The sequence below is a fragment of the Winogradskyella rapida genome, assembly GCF_042675845.1.
Classification (GTDB): domain Bacteria; phylum Bacteroidota; class Bacteroidia; order Flavobacteriales; family Flavobacteriaceae; genus Winogradskyella; species Winogradskyella rapida.
Window position 1 is genome coordinate 1817731 of sequence record NZ_JBHTKM010000063.1, and the last position, 21098, is coordinate 1838828.

At 35.7% G+C, this 21098-nt stretch carries 19 protein-coding genes; 8 read left to right on the forward strand and 11 right to left on the reverse strand.

What is annotated here, in order from left to right:
- The first annotated feature begins 319 nt into the window (after window positions 1-319).
- On the forward strand, window positions 320-751 hold the full coding sequence (locus ACFQ13_RS15135; RefSeq protein WP_386118804.1) for a hypothetical protein: 432 nt from the start codon (window positions 320-322) through the stop codon (window positions 749-751).
- Here the strand turns inward: ACFQ13_RS15135 and ACFQ13_RS15140 are convergent, their stop codons facing one another.
- The 8 genes from ACFQ13_RS15140 to ACFQ13_RS15175 form a co-directional block, all read right to left on the reverse strand.
- Complete coding sequence (locus ACFQ13_RS15140) at window positions 752-2968, reverse strand: TonB-dependent receptor (protein ID WP_386118805.1); 2217 nt, start codon at window positions 2966-2968, stop codon at window positions 752-754. It abuts the gene before it with no gap.
- Window positions 2969-3393: 425 nt separating this feature from the next.
- A complete protein-coding gene (gene arfB / locus ACFQ13_RS15145) occupies window positions 3394-3798 on the reverse strand; it encodes an alternative ribosome rescue aminoacyl-tRNA hydrolase ArfB (RefSeq protein WP_114308342.1) in 405 nt (134 codons plus the stop codon).
- The gene (locus ACFQ13_RS15150) at window positions 3798-5357 is read right to left on the reverse strand and encodes a DUF4301 family protein (RefSeq protein ID WP_386118808.1); all 1560 of its coding nucleotides are present in this window, start codon (window positions 5355-5357) and stop codon (window positions 3798-3800) included. The genes arfB and ACFQ13_RS15150 overlap by 1 nt, the downstream gene beginning before the upstream one ends.
- A complete protein-coding gene (locus ACFQ13_RS15155; protein WP_386118810.1) occupies window positions 5354-5920 on the reverse strand; it encodes an AAA family ATPase in 567 nt (188 codons plus the stop codon). The genes ACFQ13_RS15150 and ACFQ13_RS15155 overlap by 4 nt, the downstream gene beginning before the upstream one ends.
- Window positions 5881-6510 carry a nicotinamide riboside transporter PnuC gene (gene pnuC / locus ACFQ13_RS15160; protein ID WP_386118811.1) on the reverse strand — a complete coding sequence of 210 codons (630 nt, stop codon included), beginning with the start codon at window positions 6508-6510 and terminating at the stop codon, window positions 5881-5883. Before pnuC ends, ACFQ13_RS15155 begins: the two co-directional genes overlap by 40 nt.
- Window positions 6494-6754: a hypothetical protein gene (locus ACFQ13_RS15165; protein WP_114308346.1), complete on the reverse strand. Its 261-nt coding sequence runs from the start codon at window positions 6752-6754 to the stop codon at window positions 6494-6496. Before ACFQ13_RS15165 ends, pnuC begins: the two co-directional genes overlap by 17 nt.
- 43 nt (window positions 6755-6797) lie before the next feature.
- Complete coding sequence (locus tag ACFQ13_RS15170; RefSeq protein ID WP_386119475.1) at window positions 6798-7520, reverse strand: geranylgeranylglyceryl/heptaprenylglyceryl phosphate synthase; 723 nt, start codon at window positions 7518-7520, stop codon at window positions 6798-6800.
- 63 nt (window positions 7521-7583) lie between these two features.
- A complete protein-coding gene (locus ACFQ13_RS15175; protein ID WP_386118813.1) occupies window positions 7584-8210 on the reverse strand; it encodes a 4'-phosphopantetheinyl transferase family protein in 627 nt (208 codons plus the stop codon).
- 135 nt (window positions 8211-8345) lie between these two features.
- Between ACFQ13_RS15175 and ahcY the strand changes: the two genes are divergently transcribed.
- A complete protein-coding gene (ahcY, locus tag ACFQ13_RS15180; protein ID WP_114308349.1) occupies window positions 8346-9662 on the forward strand; it encodes an adenosylhomocysteinase in 1317 nt (438 codons plus the stop codon).
- A gap of 1144 nt (window positions 9663-10806) precedes the next feature.
- Here the strand turns inward: ahcY and ACFQ13_RS15185 are convergent.
- Entirely contained in the window at window positions 10807-12948 is a 2142-nt protein-coding gene (locus ACFQ13_RS15185) for a S46 family peptidase (protein ID WP_386118816.1), read from the reverse strand.
- Window positions 12949-13032: 84 nt separating this feature from the next.
- On the opposite strand from ACFQ13_RS15185, the gene ACFQ13_RS15190 reads away from it, so the two are divergent.
- The 4 genes from ACFQ13_RS15190 to ACFQ13_RS15205 all read left to right on the forward strand — a co-directional run bounded on the left by ACFQ13_RS15190 (window position 13033) and on the right by ACFQ13_RS15205 (window position 16184).
- Window positions 13033-14175, forward strand: coding sequence for a methionine aminotransferase (locus ACFQ13_RS15190; RefSeq protein WP_386118819.1), 1143 nt, complete (start codon window positions 13033-13035; stop codon window positions 14173-14175).
- A gap of 74 nt (window positions 14176-14249) precedes the next feature.
- Window positions 14250-14777, forward strand: a complete 528-nt coding sequence (locus tag ACFQ13_RS15195; protein ID WP_386118821.1) for a hypothetical protein — start codon at window positions 14250-14252, stop codon at window positions 14775-14777.
- Window positions 14778-14784: 7 nt separating this feature from the next.
- Window positions 14785-15390 (forward strand): hypothetical protein, encoded by a 606-nt coding sequence (locus tag ACFQ13_RS15200; protein WP_386118823.1) that lies wholly within the window; start codon window positions 14785-14787, stop codon window positions 15388-15390.
- Between the two features lie 2 nt (window positions 15391-15392).
- Entirely contained in the window at window positions 15393-16184 is a 792-nt protein-coding gene (locus ACFQ13_RS15205; RefSeq protein ID WP_386118825.1) for an amidohydrolase, read from the forward strand.
- Here ACFQ13_RS15205 and ACFQ13_RS15210 read toward each other — a convergent pair.
- Both ACFQ13_RS15210 and ACFQ13_RS15215 read right to left on the reverse strand, forming a co-directional pair.
- Window positions 16159-17733: an Ig-like domain-containing protein gene (locus tag ACFQ13_RS15210; RefSeq protein WP_386118827.1), complete on the reverse strand. Its 1575-nt coding sequence runs from the start codon at window positions 17731-17733 to the stop codon at window positions 16159-16161. The genes ACFQ13_RS15205 and ACFQ13_RS15210 overlap by 26 nt on opposite strands.
- A gap of 96 nt (window positions 17734-17829) precedes the next feature.
- Complete coding sequence (locus tag ACFQ13_RS15215; protein ID WP_386118829.1) at window positions 17830-18510, reverse strand: ComF family protein; 681 nt, start codon at window positions 18508-18510, stop codon at window positions 17830-17832.
- 69 nt (window positions 18511-18579) lie between these two features.
- Here ACFQ13_RS15215 and ACFQ13_RS15220 point away from each other — a divergent pair, with 69 nt between their 5' ends.
- Window positions 18580-19464 (forward strand): hypothetical protein, encoded by an 885-nt coding sequence (locus ACFQ13_RS15220; RefSeq protein ID WP_386118831.1) that lies wholly within the window; start codon window positions 18580-18582, stop codon window positions 19462-19464.
- A gap of 77 nt (window positions 19465-19541) precedes the next feature.
- Window positions 19542-21083 (forward strand): glycine--tRNA ligase, encoded by a 1542-nt coding sequence (locus tag ACFQ13_RS15225; protein WP_386118834.1) that lies wholly within the window; start codon window positions 19542-19544, stop codon window positions 21081-21083.
- The last annotated feature ends 15 nt before the right edge of the window (window positions 21084-21098 follow it).

Genomic DNA, 21098 nt, shown 5'->3' on the forward strand with positions numbered 1-21098 from the left:
ATTTTTGAGCCTGTCTGAAAACAGACAGGCTCAAAAATAAAAGGAGAAGCATAAAACTTCTTAGAGGTTGGTTATATTATAATTATATGTTAGCATAAAAAAAATCTCGCGCTGACGAGATTATAATGCAAATATAGGAAATATTTATAGTATTGTTGAATTAATAGTAAATTGCCCCACGGAAATTGATGTTAAAAAAGGGAGCCTATTAATTTAAAAACTTAAAACAACTAGGATAAGGGGCATGAAGCCTTCGGTTTTTTAAGCGTTATTTTAAAAGCTTTAAAGTCAATTTTTTAATACCCTAAAAATGAAAATTGTGAAGAAATTATTTTTTATCTGTATCAGTGTAATACTGTTTGGATGTAGTGCTGATGACGCTCAATATAATTGCAACTACTTATTAGATGTTGGCGTTAATCTTAGTGTTAATCTTAACCTACCGCAGTATAATCAGTTGTTGTTTCCTATCAATACGGTTAGGGTTTCTAACTACGGAAATGATGGTATTATTTTAGTAAGAGCCAACACCAATACGCTATTGGCTTGGGATGGTGCCGATCCTATTCATGGACTTACGGCTTGCTCTACTTTAGAGATAGATGGTATTAATGCGACGTGTAGTTGTGGTGATGGCAATTCTTATAACCTTATTACAGGAACTGCTGTTGGCGACAATGACTTACCCTGTACGTTAAAGCCATACAGGGTAGAAGCCCTTGGGAATAATACGTATTTAATTAGTAATTAATTAAAATTTTAAGGTTGCCCCCACTAAGAAGTTTCTTGTCGCTTGTGGGTAAAAACCGGCACCTTCTATGGTGGTTGTTACATTAGCCTCTGACCATGTATCGTCATAGGTATAGTAATAGCCATTAGAGATATACTTTTCATTAAATACATTATTTACTAAACCAGAAAGTACAATTTCTTTAAAAATAGTATTGGTTTTAATGCTGTAGTTAAAGTTAAGGTCGTTAATAAAATAGCTGTCTAACTTAGACGATCTTGCTTCGGTATTGCTCATATATTGTTCGCCAACAAACTTACTTAATACGGCAATTTGGAAGTTCTTTATAGGTTGAACAACAATAGCATTCGCAGCTACTATACTAGGTGAAAATGAAATATCTGTTTCTCCTAAGTTTTGCAATTCGCCATCAAACGGAATGATGGTTTCTTTATTTTTATTAGTACTTAAAGTAAGGTTAGGTTGTAAGGTTAATATTGGTATGACCGGTATAATCGCTTCTAACTCTAAACCTAAACGGTAACTTTTTCCACTGTTGGTTCTAATAGGGTTACCCACATCATCCAATTGTCCAGATAACACCAACTGCTCGTTATAAGCCATATAATAAACGTTAGCATTGAAGCTAAAGTTATTTTTTTTATGTCTCCAACCCAATTCGAAATCGTTTAATTGCTCGGCTTCGATGTTTTCGTTGCTTTCAAAATCTGTACGGTTTGGTTCTCTATTCGCTCTAGCATAAGAGAAATACAGGTCGTTATCTTGGTTTAACTCATAAGTGATTCCTGCTTTTGGGTTAAAGAATGTAAAATCTTTATCGATTGCAAATTCTACCAAATCAGAAGTTGTTCCTGTAGTTTTATAGGTGATGTTTCTTACCTGTAAATCTCCGTAAAGGCTTATGCTTTCGTTAAGCTTATAGTTGGCTTTGGTAAAAAGTGAAAGGTCATTCTTTAAACTGTTGCCGTCGTAGTAACGGTCTCTTATTTCAGTTTGGCTAGCGTATTCTGCCCAGATGATTTCTCCAAAGTGGTCCCCATCGTAATGGCTAAAAGATCCACCAAAAATAAAGTTAATGTCGTCGGTCTTGTAATTGGCATTGGCATTAATAACGTAAAAATCATTGTCTAGCCAACGTCTTCTAATAAGGTCGGTTTCATCTACAATTTCGCCATTAAAATCTAAAGGTACTAAACCGTAATCGCTAAAATCTTCGTCTGCTTTGTACTGTTCAAAATAGCCACTTCCTTTGGTGTAGTTTAAACCAATAGTGGTTGACCATAAGTTGTTGTAGCGTTGATTCCAGTGCAATTGGTAATGATCTTGACTGTAATTATCCACTTCATTGTCGTAAAACTGAATATCTCCATTGTTGTCCTCGTATTCCCCAGCAGTGTTATACGTTCGGTCGTTTCTTAGGGTATATAAATCTTCAAGTCCGTTCCATGCTTGGTAAGTTACTTCTTGTCCACCAAAAGCGATAGCTTTTATTAAGGTATTATCATCCACATAGGATCCTTGCAAGAAGTAGGATTTTAAATCTGAAGACGCACGGTCTATATAACCATCCGAGACAATATTAGATAAACGCCCTGCAATTTCAATATGGTCGTTCATTAAGCCCGTACTAAATTTTACGGTATGTTTTCTGGTATTGTAGCTTCCAAATGAATTTGAAATTTCTCCGGAAGAGGTTTTAGAAATGGCATCAGTTAAGACGTTAATACTCGCCCCAAATGCCCCAGAACCATTGGTAGATGTTCCTACACCACGTTGCAATTGTAAACTTTCTGTAGACGAAGCAATATCCCCTAGATTAACCCAAAATGTACCTAATGATTCGGCATCATTATACGGAATTCCGTTAATGGTTACGTTGGTAGATTGCGAACTGATTCCTCTAACTCTTATCCCCGTATAACCAACGCCAGCTCCGGCATCTGTAGTGGTCACTACTGAAGGTAGAAAGTTTAGTAAAACCGGAATATCTTGTCCTAAATTACGTTTGGCCAAGTCTTCTTTACTAACGTTACTATGAGTTATTGGTGATTTAGCATCCACTCGTACAGCTTTTACTAAGACTTCATCAAGCTTTTCAATTTTAGTTGAATCTTGTGTTTTTTCTTGTGCGTAAATTGAACCAAGGCCTAAAAAAGCCATTGAAAGTAGTAGACGCTGCCGATTTTTTTTAGCGTGTGTGTTGAATAAAATTTTCATACGATTAATCGATATAATCGAATAAAAAGAGGTCATTATTCTAGTTTAAAATTGATTATTGAGAGCTTTTATTTTAGTGTGTTAAAGGTTCTTGTTATTTCTTATTTTGAATCTATAATAGCATGAATTTGCTAACTAAATTTCAGATCTAAAAAATAAACGTTGAAAGCCTTTTTCTGCACTTTTAAAATGTTCAAAAAAACATTTTTTTAGAGCTCGCTTCCTAAACAGCATTACCTGTTCTAGGTTCAATGGGTATGATCTCAGCCACTTATTGGCACCCCTTTATTGAGAACGGCGCAAATATATAACGGATTTTAGAATAAGGGCTAAGGAAAGTTGATTTTTTTAGTTTGAAGTGGGGTAGGGACAAGTGAAAATTCAGTTGAATATAACCTTGACTATTTCGTTTTTAGATTCTGGAATTAATCAATTTTTGGAGGCTTACGGTTGGCTTTCTTTTCAGCATTAAAACGCTTATTCTTTAAACGTTTCTTTTTAACGCTTCTAGGTACTCGCGTAGGAATGCGAATATTGTCTTCCTTTAGGCCTTCTTGTATTAATTCTAAAAAGCGTTGCGTCACTAAAGCCTTGTTTCTAAACTGGCTTCTACTTTCATCACTAGCTAAAATTAAGATGCCTTCTTTTGTTAATCGATTTTGAAAGAATTCAGAAAGTTTTTCTTTTTCATCAGGCTGAAATACTGCGGAATTGAAAAGGTCAAAATATAATTCGGCTTTAGAAGATACCTTGTTTACATGTTGACCTCCACTTCCTGAACTTCGTACGTATTTGTAGTTTAATTCAGATTTTAAACGTTCAATATTCACTACGCTTTAATTTGATGCGGCGATTTTAATAAATCGTTCACTGTTTTTACAGGATTAAACGTACTGATAGGCACTTCAACAAAAATAGTATTCCAATGGGCCATACTTCCATTCCAAAGTCCAGGTAATTCAAGGGCTTTTAAGGCTTTTCCGTTTTTAGTTTTCTGAGTGATAAAAGCGGCGTTATGATCTACGAAGTCTTCTAAGTCAAATTTTTCGCCCTTATAATCCTTAATTCCACAAACCAAATCAACCGGATTAAAATGCGTGGCGTTTTTTAGAATGTCTTCTTGCTTTTGATCGTTTAAATTAATTTGTGCCGACTCGACGATTTGAAGCGATTGGTTAGATTTTTCATCCTTCACCCAGAATGGTCCTCCTCCTGGTTCGCCTTCATTTCTTACCATACCGCACACACGGATAGGACGATTCAGTTTATTGCGGAGATAGTCAATCTTATAGCAATCTTTATACTTAAAATATTCTTCAGAAATTTTAATACTTAGTTTATGAGTTACAAAATTTTCAATAGCCACCAGATCACCTTCAGCAACATCTTCAGCATCTAAAAGCTCTAAGTATTTAAAGGTTTTAGATTGTAACTTTAAGAGAATTCCGGCTAAAGCCTTTTTAAACTGAGCCAATTCATCTTTGTAATTACTCACTACCACATTATCTATGTTTTTTACAAAAATAACATCGGCATCAATAAGATTGAGGTTTTTTATAAGAGCGCCATGCCCTGATGGTCTAAATAACAGGCTACCATCCTCTTCTCTAAAAGGCGTGTTATCTAAGGTTACCGCAATGGTGTCTGTAGCGTGTTGTTGGTAGGAAAAAGAAATCTCGAAACGGACGTCTTTTTCCTTTTCAATACGATCTTTTATACGGTTAAATTCTTCGTTAAATTTAAACTCGTGAATGTCTGAAATGGTAAAATGAAGTCGCGCCCTGTTGTTACTTGTGGCATATAAGGCCGCTTCGTAAAGGTGTTCTTCAAAAGCCGTCGTGATCTTATCGTTCTTGTATTTATGAAATGGTAATAAGCCTTTTGGCTGATTTCCAAAGTTGAGTTGGTCTTTATCGAGCATTGTTTTTGCAAAATGCCATACCTTCTCTTGGTTGGGTAGATTTTCTAAATCAATCCCTTTGGCTTTAAGTAAATTAGCCACTTGGTTGTAGAAAGGAAATTTTTCTAAACCAACCATAAACAGCGATAAATCTCTTAAGTTGTTTTTGTTAATATATGCATTTAAAGTCTGCTCTTTAGCATCATAATCATTAATAAATTGAAACAGAAACTTAAACATCCTGGTTGCTGCTCCAGACGCAGGAACAAATTTTAATAATGAAGTATTACTTCTTTCACGCTCAAAAATAGATAGGTAATCGGCCATATGAGATTCACTCAGTGGCATAATTCCGTTATTAATAGTGGCGGCTTGAGAAACGTTTGTAAAAGGGATGCCATGTTCAAAAATTTCAATTTGTTTGGCTACCTTTTCTAAGGTTAAATCATTATCCTGAATTTGTTTAAGGTCTTTATCTGTAAAACTCATTTGTTGTTTATTAATTGATCAATATGCTGCACCGCTAAATCAAACCGTTCTTTTTTATTTCCTTTTAATAAAACATACGGTTTGTTGTGGTTGATTAATGCAGATTCAAAAGCTTCAAACATACGTTCCCTTTCATCGGGTTTGTCTCGTAAGTCATCAGCTTCCCAAGGAATGTCAATATAGGTTAAAAAATACAAATCATAAGAATTTTTTTTAGCGAATTTATCTAAAATCGGGTCGCAAGTCCCTCGATAATAGGCTTCACTATACACCTTAGTCTCCAATAAATCTGTATCACAAATTAAAACAGAATTTGCTTTTTTGCTTAACTCATTCTCTAATTTCATTTGCCCAATAGCAATGGGTAAAATATCTTTAGGTTCGCAAATTTTAGCCTCTTTATTCCATTTGTCTTGTAAATAGTCGCGGGCATACTCAGCCACCCAAACGGTATTATAATGTTCTGCCAGCTGCCGTGATAGGGTTGTTTTTCCTGTAGATTCAGGTCCGAATAAAACAACTTTTATACAGTTGGATGGGTCTTGTTTAAGCTTTTCTTCCATGCGCTATAGCCTTGAATGGCTAGAATTAAAAATATAATAAATTGAAGTCCTGTAAACCCTAAGCCTTTTACAAAATATAAAGGTATAGAGATGAGGTTGGCGATTATCCATAGAATCCAATGTTCAATCTTTTTGTTCGCCATTAACCACATGGCAGAAAAGAAAATTCCTGTGGTAATGGTGTCTATATAATCCGTAACTCTGTCAAAACGGTTAAAGTAAAGGTAAACACTTATTACAAAACCTATGGTCGTGCTAAATATGAGTCCCGCTTTTATCCAATCTCTGTAATTTGATGTGCTTATAGTTAAGTGCTGATCGGTATTAGAATATTGCCATCTATACCAACCATAAATACTCATTATGGTATAATACACGTTGATGGTTAAGTCGCCATAAAGTGAAAATTTATAACACAAATAGACAAAAATAATGGTGTTTATAATGCCTGTAGGAAACACTAAAATGTTTTCTTTTTGGGCATAATAAACGCTAGCAATTCCAAAGCAAACCGCAATGATTTCTAATGCAATATTTAAAGTAGAAGCCGAACGATAGGGTTCTAGGAAAAAATCAAAAATGGGGTTCATAGTCGCTTCGGTCTGTTTTAACGATTTTCATTTGAAGAACAGCAATATCGATATCTTCAAAAGAGCGTTTAATTTCTTGAGTAAGAAAGGGCATTAAAGTATCAAAGTCTCCAAAAATTTGCGTGCTTAAAGGATTCTCTAAAACGGTAAATTCTGAAGCTCTCAGATGTTTTATAAAATCAATAATGTGGGGCTCGTAGTCGTCTTTGAGTGGCGATAACTGTAATTCTATAGATATTTTCATGACTTAGGCCGCGGTCTGCGGTAAATTTAAATTAATATATGGGTTATGATTTTAAGGCGTTAAAAAAGGACTGATCATTTTCAAAAGCAGTACCAATAACCACTACATCTGCACCAGCCTTATAAGCAGCTTCAATTTCGGCTTTACTTCTTAGGCCACCGCCTACAATTAGGGGTATATTGATTTGAGCTTTTACTTGTGAAATAATATGCGGGTCTATGGCGTTCAAAGCTCCACTTCCGGCTTCTAAATAAATTAATTTCATCCCCAATAATGCTCCTGCAACAGCGGTGTCTATTATTGTTTGAAGCGCATGGCGTGGAATCGGATTGGTTTCACTAACCCGTTGAACGGCGGTTTCTTTTCCATTTTCAACAAGAATATAGCCTGTAGGAATTACTTCTAAATTGGTCTTTACCAATTTGGAAACAGCCTCAACTTGTTTTCCTATTAAATAATCGGGATTACGCCCCGATATTAAGGATAAAAATAAGATGCCATCGGCTTTATCCGTGATCTGAATAACATCGCCTGGAAATAATATAACCGGTAAATTGGTATGTTTTTTTATTTCTAAAACAAGAATTTCAGTTAAGCCCTCACTCACTTCGCTGCCTCCCACAAAAATATGGGTGGCATAAGATTGATTTACCTGTGTTATAAATGCAGCCACAGCGTCCACAGTCATTTTATCAGGGTCTATTAAAACCGCTAAATTTCTTGCATTTTGCTGTATGCTGTTAAGTATGTGGTTGTGCTGTGTCATGGATTCCGATGATGGAACATTAAAGGTCAATTAACTTTTTAAACTTTTAAAATGCGATACGTTTTAAGGGACAACGTAAGCGCAGGTAAAGCCTTCAAATTCTAAAAAAGCCGTTTGGTACCTGTACTTTTTATGGTTGTAATCTATCCACGCAATGGTGTTGCCATCTTTAAGCATAAACGGTATGACCAAAAAATGGGTTTTAAACAACATGCCCGGCGTGGCAAACAATTTATATAAAGATTCCTTGATGCCCCATATAACGGTTAGTCTGTTGATATAGTCATCGTCGGTGGGTTGAATGTAGTTAAATTCAAAGTCTACAAATTTATGAGCGATCACTGCAATTTTATCGCGTTGCTTTTCAATATCAATTCCGACTTCTTTATCACTAATAATCACGCCCGAAAAGGTAAAGGAATGGGTAATAGAAATATGTTTTCCATCCTTTAAATGTGGTTTTCCATTGGTATCGTAATACAAATCTTGGTCCGTATAGCCAAACTCGCGTAACAGATGTCTCACGCTTAAAAAACCACGTTGGTGTAGTTCACTTTTCATGCCTAAAACCCGATTTAAACTCTCTGGTTTTAAGGTTAAAGGTTGAAGAAGAGCCTCATAAGATTCTTCAATTTTCCAGATTTTAACAGTAGTTTGTGAATTTACACTAATGGTTTTGAATAGTGGCATTTAGGATTGTGGATGTTATTGATTATCTTTGCATCGCCTAAGGTAAATTTAGGGGTTGCGAGAAAGCGAATTTAGCTATTTAAGCCCTAAACCCAAAGGCAAGTTTAAATTTTAAAAAACAAAGTGGAAAAGAATATGAGTACAAAACCAGTAACTTACGTACCAAACAAGGTAAAGGACTTGTCGCTTGCGGCTTGGGGAAGAAAAGAAATTAATTTGGCTGAAGCAGAAATGCCAGGTTTAATGAGTCTGCGCGAAGAGTATAAGGATGAACAACCTTTGAAAGGTGCGCGTATTGCCGGATGTTTACACATGACCATTCAAACGGCAGTGTTAATTGAAACATTACAAGCTTTAGGAGCTGAGGTTACTTGGAGTTCTTGTAACATTTTTTCAACTCAAGATCAGGCTGCTGCTGCAATTGCTGCTGCAGGAACTGCGGTTTACGCTTGGAAAGACATGACAGAAGAAGAGTTTGATTGGTGTATTGAGCAAACACTTTTCTTTGGTGAAGATAGAAAACCATTAAACATGATTTTAGATGATGGTGGTGATTTAACCAATATGGTTTTAGATAAATACCCTGAGTTATCAGCAGGTATTAAAGGACTTTCTGAAGAAACTACGACAGGAGTTCACCGTTTATACGAGCGTGTAAAAAATGGGACGTTAACTATGCCAGCGATTAATGTAAACGATTCGGTTACAAAATCTAAATTTGATAATAAATACGGTTGTAAAGAATCTGCTGTAGATGCGATTCGTAGAGCTACGGATATTATGTTAGCTGGAAAACGTGTAACTGTTTGTGGTTATGGAGATGTTGGTAAAGGTACAGCGGCTTCTTTTAAAGGAGCAGGTTCTATTGTAACCGTTACTGAAATTGACCCTATTTGTGCTTTACAAGCTGCAATGGATGGTTTTGAAGTTAAAAAATTAGAAACCGTTGTTGGAAATTCTGATATTGTAATTACAACGACAGGAAATAAAGATATCGTTCGTGCTGAGCATTTTGAGGCGATGAAAGATAAAGTAATCGTTTGTAATATTGGTCACTTTGATAACGAAATCCAAGTTGGTTGGTTAAACGAAAACTATGGTCATACTAAAGATACTATTAAGCCACAAGTAGACCGTTATAACATTAACGGAAAAGATATCGTTCTTTTAGCTGAAGGGCGTTTAGTAAACTTAGGTTGTGCTACAGGTCACCCTAGTTTTGTAATGAGTAATTCATTTACAAACCAAACATTAGCACAAATTGAGCTGTGGAATAACAGTGATAAATATGAAAATGACGTTTATATGTTGCCGAAACATTTAGATGAAAAAGTGGCGAAGTTACACTTAGAAAAAATTGGTGTTGAGCTTACTGAGCTTAAATCTGACCAAGCTGAATATATCGGTGTAACTGTAGACGGACCATACAAGCCAGAACATTACAGATATTAATGAATTCCTGCGAAAGCAGAAATAGCATATTAGAAAATCCCAAGCTTAGGTTTGGGATTTTTTTTTGTGCCTAATTTTGTGGTTTAATACCAAACACTACCGTCACTTCGAGTGATTTGTGAGGTACGAGCAAATCGTATTGAGAAGCACATAAGTAAAAATTAAAGCAATCGTTTTAAATGGTTCTCGATACAAAATTGCAGAAAGAGCAATTTCACTCGAACTGACGAAACTACTTCAATTGAAAGGTTATACATATTATAATCCAATACCGTCACTTCGAGTGATTTGTGAGGTACGAGCAAATTGTATCGAGAAGCATTTAAGAAAGAAATAAAGCAATCGTTTTATTGAGTTCTCGATACAAAATTGCAGAAAGAGCAATTTCACTCGAACTGACGAAATTACTTCAATTGAAAGGTTATACATATTATAATCCAATACCGTCACTTCGAGTGATTTGTGAGGTACGCGCAAATTGTATCGAGAAGCTTTATAAGTAAAAAGTAAAGCAATCCTTTTAATGAGTTCTCGATACAAAATCGCAGAAAGAGCGATTTCACTCGAACTGACGCCTCTACTTCAAATGAAATGGTATTTATATTATAAGCCTACAACGTCACTTCGAGTGATTTGTGAGGTACGAGCAAATCGTACAGAGAAGCTTCATTAGTAAAAATTAAAGCAATCGTTTTATTGAGTTCTCGATACAAAATTGCAGAAAAAGCAATTTCACTCGAACTGACGAAACTACTTCAATTGAAAGGTTATACTTATTAAAATCCAATACCGTCACTTCGAGTGATTTGTGAGGTACGAGCAAATTGTATCGAGAAGCCTGTAAGTGAAAAATAGAGCAATCGTTTTATTGAGTTCTCGATACAAAATCGCAGAAAGAACAATTTCACTCGAACAGACGAATCTATTTCAATTGAAAGGTCATATTTATTATAAACCAATACCGTCACTTCGAGTGATTTGTAAGGAACGAGCAAATCGTATCGAGAAGCATTTAAGAAAAAAATAAAGCAATCGTATCGAGAAGCTCATTTATAAAAAAAGACCTCAAAGTTCAAAAACGATGAGGTCTAATATTTTAAATTTAGTAACTAACAGGGCTCTATGAGCTAGCTATAACCAAAATCTAACTACGCTTCTTGCGTTTATTTTTTTTCTTCTTTTTCTTAGATTTCGTCTCCTCTTTTTTAGGATGTACTAAAGTCATTTCGTCAATAAGGTGCGTAGCTCCAGCATACTTATCTACAATGAAAAGCACGTAACGTAAATCGACCATAATGTTTCGGCAGATTTCAGGGTCGTAGTTCATATCGCTCATAGTCCCTTCCCAAACACGGTCAAAGTTAAGACCTACTAGGTTGCCTTCAGCATCAATAGCAGGACTTCCCGAGTTTCCACCTGTTGTATGGTTGGTTCCTAAGAAACAAACCGGTACTTTTCCGTTGCTATCGGCATATTGGCCGTAGTCCTTAGCCTCATAGAGGTCAATAAGTTTTTGAGGCACATCAAATTCATAATCACCAGGAACGTATTTTTCCATAACGCCATCTAAATAACTCACCGGATTGTAATACACAGCATCTCTTGGAGAATACCCTCGTACTTGTCCGTAAGTTACACGGAGCGTACTATTGGCATCTGGGAAATAACGTTCGTTAGGTAAAGCCTCCATTAAAGCCGTCATATATTCGGTTTGTAAGGCGTTAATAGGTCCGTTTTTAGCTTCGTACGCTACATTTATAGTGTCATAGAATTCTGAAATTATAGGTTTAGCATAGGCATAAGCCGCATCTTCATTCAGGTTTTTAATGACTGTCTCTGCATCACCTTCTAATAATTTTAAGGCGGCATCTAAATCAGTAAAAGCCGTTTTATCATAGATACTCGCATCAACAGGCTTTCCGTATAAGGGCATAACATTAAGGTAAACGCCCTTGTCTACACCAACATCGTAGTTTTTGTGGATGCCTTTTAAGGTTCCGGTTAAACTTGCTTTTGCTCTGTCTAAGATTGCAGGGTTATCCTTTAAAGCTTGCTCAATTTGGTAAGCTCTAAACGTCATTTGCATTAATTCATTGGTCGTTAAAAAGACTTCAATAAAGTTTCTTCGTTTTATATTAATAGGAGCAAAATCCTTGTATAATTTGTCAAATTCAGGAAGAATATGGCCGTATTTAGCTTCAAGATTCTTTTCTTTTAGCGCTTTTGAGAAGGTGGCTTCAAACGCTCTACGTTTTTCAACGGCATTCGTTTTACTGATTCCTAAGTTTTCACCTATCCATTTTTTCCAAGCGTTTGCAATGCGGGCTTGTTTAGAGGCATACTTAATACGTACGGCATCACTTTCTTTCATTTTTTGATCAATGACTTTTAATGCTGCTTCTCTAATAGCAATATTAGTCGGGTTATACGCTTTAGTAATATGCTCAATGGCAACGGCAGGTAAATACTCATTGGTGGTTCCAGGAAATCCAAAAACCATAGTAAAATCACCTTCTTCAATTCCGTCTAATGAAATTGGAAGGTAATGTTTAGGTTGGTAAGGTTTGTTGTCTTTACTGTATTTTGCCGGACGGTTATTGGCATCGGCATAAATACGAAACATAGAAAAATCCCCAGTATGTCTTGGAAAAACCCAGTTATCGGTATCACTACCAAATTTACCAATGCTTGTAGGCGGTGCGCCTACTAAACGGATATCTTCAAAACGCTCGGTTACAAACAGGAAATATTGATTCCCTTTGTAAAACGCTTTGGTTTTTACATCTTGCCAAGATTCCTTTGGCCATGTTTCAAGGAGCGCATTACTGTTTTTAGAAATTTGAGATTGTTTCTCTTTTTCCGTCATATCCGCTGTAATGCCCTTTAAAACTTTGTCTGAGACATCGTGAATACTTACAATAAACTCTATAAACAGGCCTTCGTTTGGTAATTCGTCCTCTAAATTCATCGCCCAAAAACCATCTTTCAAATAATCGTTTTCTAAAGACGAGTGTGATTGAATTTGACTAAAACCACAGTGGTGATTGGTAAGGACTAATCCTTGGTCAGAAATCACTTCACTCGTACAGCCACCATTAAAATGTCCGATGGCATCTTTAAGGCTAGAGTTATTAACATCATATATATCTTGAGCCGTTAATTTACTGCCCAAACTTTGCATTTCATCTTCATTCATACCTTCTAATAAAGAAGGAATCCACATCCCGCCTTGTTGGGCTGAGACCTGAAAAACAACGAAAAAGAAAAGAATTTTTAAAAATCGCATATTCAATATTTTTTTAGTTTTTGTAAAGATAGAAAAGCTTGTTTTATATCTTTAATCTTTTCAGTTTTAAAGTCTATTTTTTTTATGAATTTCACCTCTAAATTACCCCATACCGAAACCACGATATTTACGACAATGAGTGCTTTGGCAAAGGACTATCAGGCCCTAAATTTATCGCAAGGGTTTCCTAATTACCCTAGCGCTCAAAGGTTAATCGATTTGGTTTCGGCGGCGATGAATAATGGCTACAATCAATATGCGCCAATGGCGGGAAATTTAGACTTGCGTTTAGCAATTGCTCATAAATACGAAGTGCTGTACAAACAACATTATCATCCTGAAAAAGAAATTACTGTGACTGCTGGGGCCACACAGGCTATTTTTACAGTGATTTCAGCATTTATAAAAAGTGGCGATGAGGTTGTGGTGTTTAAACCAGCCTATGATTGTTACGAACCTGCCGTAAAAGTACAAGGAGGTACCGTGGTCCCAGTGCAACTTACAGCACCAAATTATAAGGTGAATTGGGAGACCGTGGCTTCTAAAATAAGCGATAAGACAAAGATGATTATCATCAATACGCCACATAATCCTAGCGGTACAATTTGGTCTGAATCTGATATGATTCAACTTCAAAAATTAACAGCAAATACGGACATTATAGTGTTAAGTGATGAGGTTTATGAGCATATTGTTTTTGATGATGCGCAACATCAGAGTGTTTGTTTATTTCAAGATTTAAAACAGCGCAGTTTTATAACCGCTTCTTTTGGTAAAACCTTTCATAATACAGGGTGGAAGGTTGGCTATTGCTGTGCTCCCGATTATTTAATGGCTGAATTTAGAAAAGTACATCAATACAATGTGTTTTCCGTACATCACCCGACTCAAAAAGGCATAGCCGATTATATGCAAGATGAAAATACATACCTCAGTTTACCTACTTTTTTTCAGCGTAAACGAGATTTATTTTTAAATTTAATTTCAGAATCGCGCTTTCAATTTCAGCCGGCACAAGGCACTTATTTTCAAGTTTTAGATTACAGTGCTATTACCGATCAGAATGATGTTGAGTTTGCAAAACACCTTACTAAGGTCTTTAAAATCGCATCGATTCCGCTTTCGGTTTTTAATCTCAATCAGCAAGACGACCAAGTCTTGCGGTTTTGTTTCGCTAAAACAGACGACACGCTATTGAAGGCTGCGGAAATTTTAAAAAGCATTTAATGTTAAAGCTTTGGTAAGGCCGTGACTTTCTTAAGCGGCGTGTGTCTTATTTAAAGAACCTTTAAATATAAGTAATGATGAAATTAGAAAAGTGGTGGATTTGTCTTTCGTTGGGTTTCGTGCTATCTTGTGGTAGTGAACGCGTAATTATGGCGAACGGAGCTGTTTATGACGTAAAGGGAACAACGATAATGCAAGATGGAAAAGATGTTACGGCGTCTTTATCTGAGGAGGAAACCGCAGAAATTAAGTCGACCTTAAAGTCTTATAAAGCTGATGAGGAAGCCGTTAAAAAACGCTTAAAGGAAATAAAAACGCGGGAGAAAGAATTGAAAAAAGTTGAAGCGCAAGCTTTAGCAAAACGTGAAGCTTTAGAGGCAGAACAAGAGGCGATAGAGCAGAAGGCTAAGGAACAAGAAAAAGCAAGAGACGCCTTTTTAAAAGCTAAAAAACGTTTTCAGAATAAAAAAGAACGCTTTGAGAAATTGAAAGAAAAAGGCAAGCTGTCTCCTAAAAAAACAACAAAATGGGAGGCGAAATTAGAAGCCTTAAGTGAAGATGTAAAATCAACAAAAGAAAAATTAAATAATTTAAATCAATAAAAAAAAGATGAGATATATATTAACGTGTTTAAGCCTAGTATTCGTCATGTGTTTAAATGCACAAGAGGTCACTAAAGAAGGTAAAGTCTATACGGTTAAAAATGAAAAAATATTTTTAGAAGGTAAGGATGTTACAGAAACTTTAAGTGTAGAAGAAAAAGCTATTATCTTTAAGGAAGCGTCTGTTGTGGCTGAAAATGCCAAGGCTGCTGCAGCTGCTAAATTAGAAGCGGCTAAAGTTAAAGAAGCGGAGTTAAAAGCTAAGGCTGATGCTGAAGCTTCTGAAAAAGCGGCCGCTCAACTAGAGAAAGCCGAAGCCAAAGCTTTAAAAGAGAAAGAAAAGGCGGCTAAAAAGCTAGAAAAAGAAAAGAAAGCGTCGGAGAAAGCACAGAAAAAAGCAGAGAAAGCGCAAAAGAAAGCTGAAAAGGCCTTAAAGAAGGAGGAGAAACTTCTTGCTAATTTGGATAAAGCGGAAGAGAAGCTCGATAAGGCACAGAAAAAATATAATAAGTTAAAAAGAAAAGGTAAATTGTCTCCTGTAGATGAAAATAAATGGATTGATAAGTTAGAGAAACTTACCGATAAAGTGGAAAAGGCAAAACAAAAAATATAAGCATGTCTAAGGTTTTAAATGTTGCGTTAATACAAACTGCTTTAGTTTGGGAAAACCCAAAGGAAAACCGACGTCTATTAAATGAAAAGATCAACACCGTCAATTCGGGTGTTGATCTTTTTGTTTTACCCGAAATGTTTACCTCTGGGTTTACTATGAACCCTAGTTTGGTAGCAGAAACGATGGAAGGCGAAACGTTAAGTTGGTTAAAAGAAAAAGCGAAGGAGAAAAATGCAGTAATGCTAGGAAGTCTCGTTATTACAGAAAACGGTAATTTCTATAACCGCATGGTTTGCGTTGAACCTTCGGGAGCTGTTACTTGCTATGATAAGCGCCATACCTTTACCTTAGCTGGTGAAGATAAAGTTTATACAGCAGGGACTGAAAAAGTAATTTTCAACTATAAAGGTTGGAAAATTTGCCCATTGGTTTGTTATGATTTAAGATTTCCGGTTTGGGCTAGAAACGTTGAGGACTATGACCTTCTCATCTATGTGGCCAATTGGCCTAAGGTTAGAGTTGCGGCTTGGGATGCTTTACTACAAGCTAGAGCCATAGAAAATATGGCCTACTGTATTGGCGTTAATAGAGTAGGGTTAGACGGTAACAATTATGAGCACTCCGGACATTCCGTGGCTTATGATGTTTTAGGGAAGCGCTTAGATCAGATCCCTGAAGATACCGAAACTATTGAGGTGGTTACTTTAGAGAAAGCGGCCATTAAAAAATACCGCGACAAATTAAACTTCTTGAATGATGCGGATGCCTTTAGTCTAAAAGTTCAAACTCAATAACAAAATCAAAATTGGCACGGACGTCATCTAATTTCTCCTTAGGATAACTCACACGCTCAGGTTGGATCCCCAACAAGTAATTTCCGGTATCGTATTTCCCATTGGCATTGCTATCGAAAATAGCTCTAAGTTTATAGGTTCGTGGCGTAAGATTTCTAAAATCTACAATAGGTTTTTCTTTAGCATAACGTTCGTATAAAACATCACCATTGTTGTTTATTAACTGCACTATCATTGGCAGTTTTGCGTTTCTTAGGTTCACTCTAATATTACCATAATCTGAGATCGATTTTGTTTTAATGGTATAATTTATAGTATCCTTATTGGTTTCGTTATAAAAATCGGTAAACGTTCCTGGAAGTAGCGTAAAGCTATAAATTTCATTTTCTTCTTTTTCAATAGGGAAACGATAGTTATTATAGATGGAATCGTAAACCACTTTGTAAGCGACTGGTATAGAATCTCTATTAATTACACTAATTTTTGTGGAATCTATTTTAGATAAAGGCGTGTTGGCTTCAATAGTTAAATCGTCTTGAAAATTAACAGGACCCTGCACTAGGGCTTTAATGTTTAAAGAATCTTGTTTTAAGTCTCTAAAACGATGCTTAAAGGTGTCTATTTTTGTACCGCTATTTACTATAAAAAAGGTCGAGTCAACTTCAAATTGTGGTTGGTACCAATAGTATAAAGTATCTGTTTCTTTATCTTTAATAATTCTGGTTTTATAGCCTTCAGGTGTTTCTCCTAAAACCTTAATGCGGATGGCTTCGTAATCCCCTTCATAAGGAAAAATGATTCGGCTTGCAGCATCTTGAGTAGGCTTAATGGCTTTATTATTTACCGCTTCTTTAAATAACTTTATGCCGTAAGTAGAATCACTAGGAACGGTGATATAGTCTTCTTTAAATCCTATTTTATCGGTTTTCTGATTAAAGAGGTAGTTTGAATTTTCATCTTTTAAAGCAATCAACTTATAGGTTCCAGCTTTAATATTATCAATACTGAAAGACGTAAGACTATCTAAAGTATTGGTGATATAGCGTGGTTTTTCTTTATAAACGATAGAGTCGTTATAGGTAGAGTCAACTTCATACAGCATAACGGAAATAAAGGTCTCAGGCTCTTGTTTTAGGGCATCTTCAACATAACCTTTTACAGATAGTGAATCGATGGTATTTCCTGTTGAAAACACATAGCGATAATACGGATAAGGGTTTCCTTCGTTATAATCCACGATGCTTTCACCAAAATTAAAGGCGTAAGTGGTATTAGGATCTAAGGTGTCCTTTATTTTAATAGTAATGGTTTTGCTAGCACCACTAGCAGGAGTCACCACCGGAGCGTTATCCATAGGTGGAGAAACAATAAGTTGTTTCTGAAGGTTCTTTATTTGCACATACTCATTAAACTGAATCGTAATCTCATCACCCTTAAAATTAGTTGAAAAATTTTCTGGATGAGAAGCGGTTATTTTTGGGGGTAAAATATCTTTTTCGCCACCAGTTGGTGTTCCACGGTTAGCACAACTCGCAAGGGTTAATGCCATAAATAGGAAACCTAATATTCGTAAAGGAGATAAATGCATCTATTTTAAAATAAATTTAATACAAAGAAACAACTATAAATTAAAGTAACGAAAAAATCAATCTGCAATTGCTAAGGTGGCAAGACTTAACTTAATGTTAGCAATTTCAGATAAAACAATAGCACAAGATTCTATGGTGGCGCCTGTGGTAATAATATCGTCTACGAGTAAAATGTGCTTGCCGCGTAGTGATGTATTTTCAGCGATGGCAAAAAGCGATCCATCGTCTTTCCAACGTTTAATCCTAGCTTTAAAAACCTGAGTTTTCGCAGATTTAACTTTAATTAGTACGCTATCATTATACTCGGCATTTAAGGCTGCTGCAATTTCTTGACTAAATTTAGCGACCTGATTGTAGCCTCGTTTTCTAAGCTTTGCTTTATACAACGGCACGGGTACCACAACATCAATCTGTTTATAGGCGTCTATAGAAGCCAGTTCGGCTCCCAACCATTGGCCAAAAAAAGGACCAATATCTTCATGCCCTCGATATTTTAAATTGTGGAGTAGTTGCTGCACCGGTCCTTTTTTTGAGAAGTGTAAAAGGGCGGTGGCGCTTTCTAATTTTACGCGGCCATAAAGTGTTTTTTTAACAGCTTCAGGAGCGTCAAAATGAAAATTTGTAATCGGTAAATGATGGCGGCATGCGGTGCACAAAACGACTTCATTGTCGCTTAATACAAGGTTGCAAGCTTCGCAAACTCTTGGAAAAAACAAGTTTAACAAGTTTTTCATCATTTAATCGATTAAAATAAGATAACTCTATGATAACGTTTAATTTCGACTCAAATTAATAAATTTATTATAATGATAGTTAACCCTCAGCTATTAAATTATAGATTAATTGTTAGTTCTTTATTGATTGTATTAACTGTTTTAGGAGCTTATAGTATTGATAAGTATAAGTCTGTTGAATCTTACGAAACGTTTTTAGAGCAAGAAAAGGTTTTAATAGAAACGGAATTAACAGAACTTTTATCGAGTTATGATGCGCTTAATAAAGATTATGATCTTATGTCCTTACAGCTTAAAAAAGCCCAAGAGGAAACAAGAACAGCTTTAGATTCCCTAAGAATACTAGAAGGCAATTTATCTATAGTAACCAAGTACAAAGCACAGCTTGCCGTATTAAAGCTAAAAAGCAAAACCCTTTTAGCAACCATAGACTCTCTAAACCTTGTTAATAAACAATTACAAGAAGATAAGCGTTACGCCTTAAATACGATAAAAAAGAACTCTTCTACCATTAGTGATTTAGAAGAAACCAATAGCGTATTAAATGAGTCGTTAAACACGGCATCAGTCTTAAAGGCGAGTCATATTAAAGCGGAGTCTTATAAATTAAAATCAGGAAAAAAACGCATAACAGATAAAGCAAAACGTGTTAATGCCATTGATGTGTGCATTACACTTAATGAAAATGCTTTGGCAGAACGCGGGAATAAAGATATCTATATTCAGATTGTAAATCCAAGTGGTAATGTAGTGTCTAACGCTGGCGAGGTTGTTTTTGGTGATTCGTCTTTAATTTACAGTCAGAAAAAGGTGGTGAATTATAAAAATGAAAACTTAGAGATTTGCACCCCAATTATCGCTGATAATAAAGATAATCCTTTGTTAGAAGGCTACTATTTTGTTCATGTTTTTCATGAAAATACAAAGCTTGGCAGTACCAGTCTTAAATTAAAATAATTAAAGTGTAGAATTAACCTTATAAATTTTAAAAAACCGTTCTGTTAATCAGAGCGGTTTTCTATTTTTGCAGTATTATGGCAAACGAAGATCAATTTAAAAAAGTAATCTCTCACGCAAAGGAGTATGGTTACGTGTTTCAGAGTAGTGAAATCTACGATGGACTTAGCGCAGTATACGATTATGCTCAGAATGGAGTAGAATTAAAGAAGAATATAAGAGACTATTGGTGGAAAGCCATGGTACAAATGCACGATAATATTGTGGGTATTGATGCCGCAATATTTATGCATCCTACCACGTGGAAAGCCTCTGGTCACGTTGATGCATTTAGTGATCCTTTAATTGATAATAAGGATTCTAAAAAGCGTTATAGAGCGGATGTTTTAGTAGAAGATTATTGTGCTAAAATTGAAGCTAAAATTGAAAAGGAAGTTAAAAAAGCTGAAAAGCGTTTTGGTGAAGCCTTTAATAAGGAAGAATTTCTTTCTACAAATGGCCGTGTGCTTGGGTACCAAGAAAAAATTGATACCATCTTAAAACGTTTAGGGCAATCTTTAGAAAAAGAAGATTTAGCTGATGTTAAGGCTTTAATTGAAGAGTTGGGTATTGCTTGTCCTGTAGCAGGAAGTAAGAACTGGACCGACGTGAAGCAGTTTAACCTTATGTTTGGGACTAAATTAGGAGCGTCTGCAGAATCTGCAATGGACTTATATTTAAGACCAGAAACGGCACAGGGTATTTTTGTGAATTTCTTAAACGTTCAGAAAACCGGACGTATGAAGATTCCTTTTGGGATTGCACAAACCGGAAAAGCTTTTAGAAATGAAATTGTTGCACGACAGTTTATTTTTAGAATGCGTGAGTTTGAACAAATGGAGATGCAATTTTTTATTAAGCCAGGCACTCAAAAAGAATGGTTTGACTATTGGAAAGAAACCCGATTAAAATGGCATAAATCACTTGGTCTAGGAGAAGATAATTACCGTTTCCACGATCATGAGAAATTAGCACACTACGCTGATGCGGCTACTGATATTGAATTTAAATTCCCATTTGGATTTAAAGAATTAGAAGGAATTCACTCACGTACTGATTTCGATTTAAAGCAACACGAAGAATTTTCGGGTAAAAAATTACAGTATTTTGACCATGAAGATAAAGAAAGCTACACGCCATACGTTTTAGAAACCTCTATTGGTTTAGACCGTATGTTCTTAGCCGTATTCTCAAATGCTTTAGTTGAAGAAGAATTAGAGAACAATACCACAAGAACGGTTTTAAAATTACCAGCAGTTTTAGCACCAACAAAAGCCGCTATTTTACCATTGGTTAAAAAGGATGGTTTACCAGAGGTTGCTAAGAAGATTGTTGAAGACTTAAAGTGGGATTTTAACGTCACTTATGATGAAAAAGATGCCGTTGGAAGACGTTACAGAAGACAAGATGCTAACGGAACACCATTTTGTATTACCGTAGATCACGATACTTTAGAAGATAATTCGGTAACGATTCGTCATAGAGATACGATGGAACAAAGACGTGTGAAAATTGAAGATTTAAAAGACATTATAAAAGCTGAGGTTGATGTAAAGCATTGGCTGATGAAAATGAACTAAAATTCATGTAGAGTC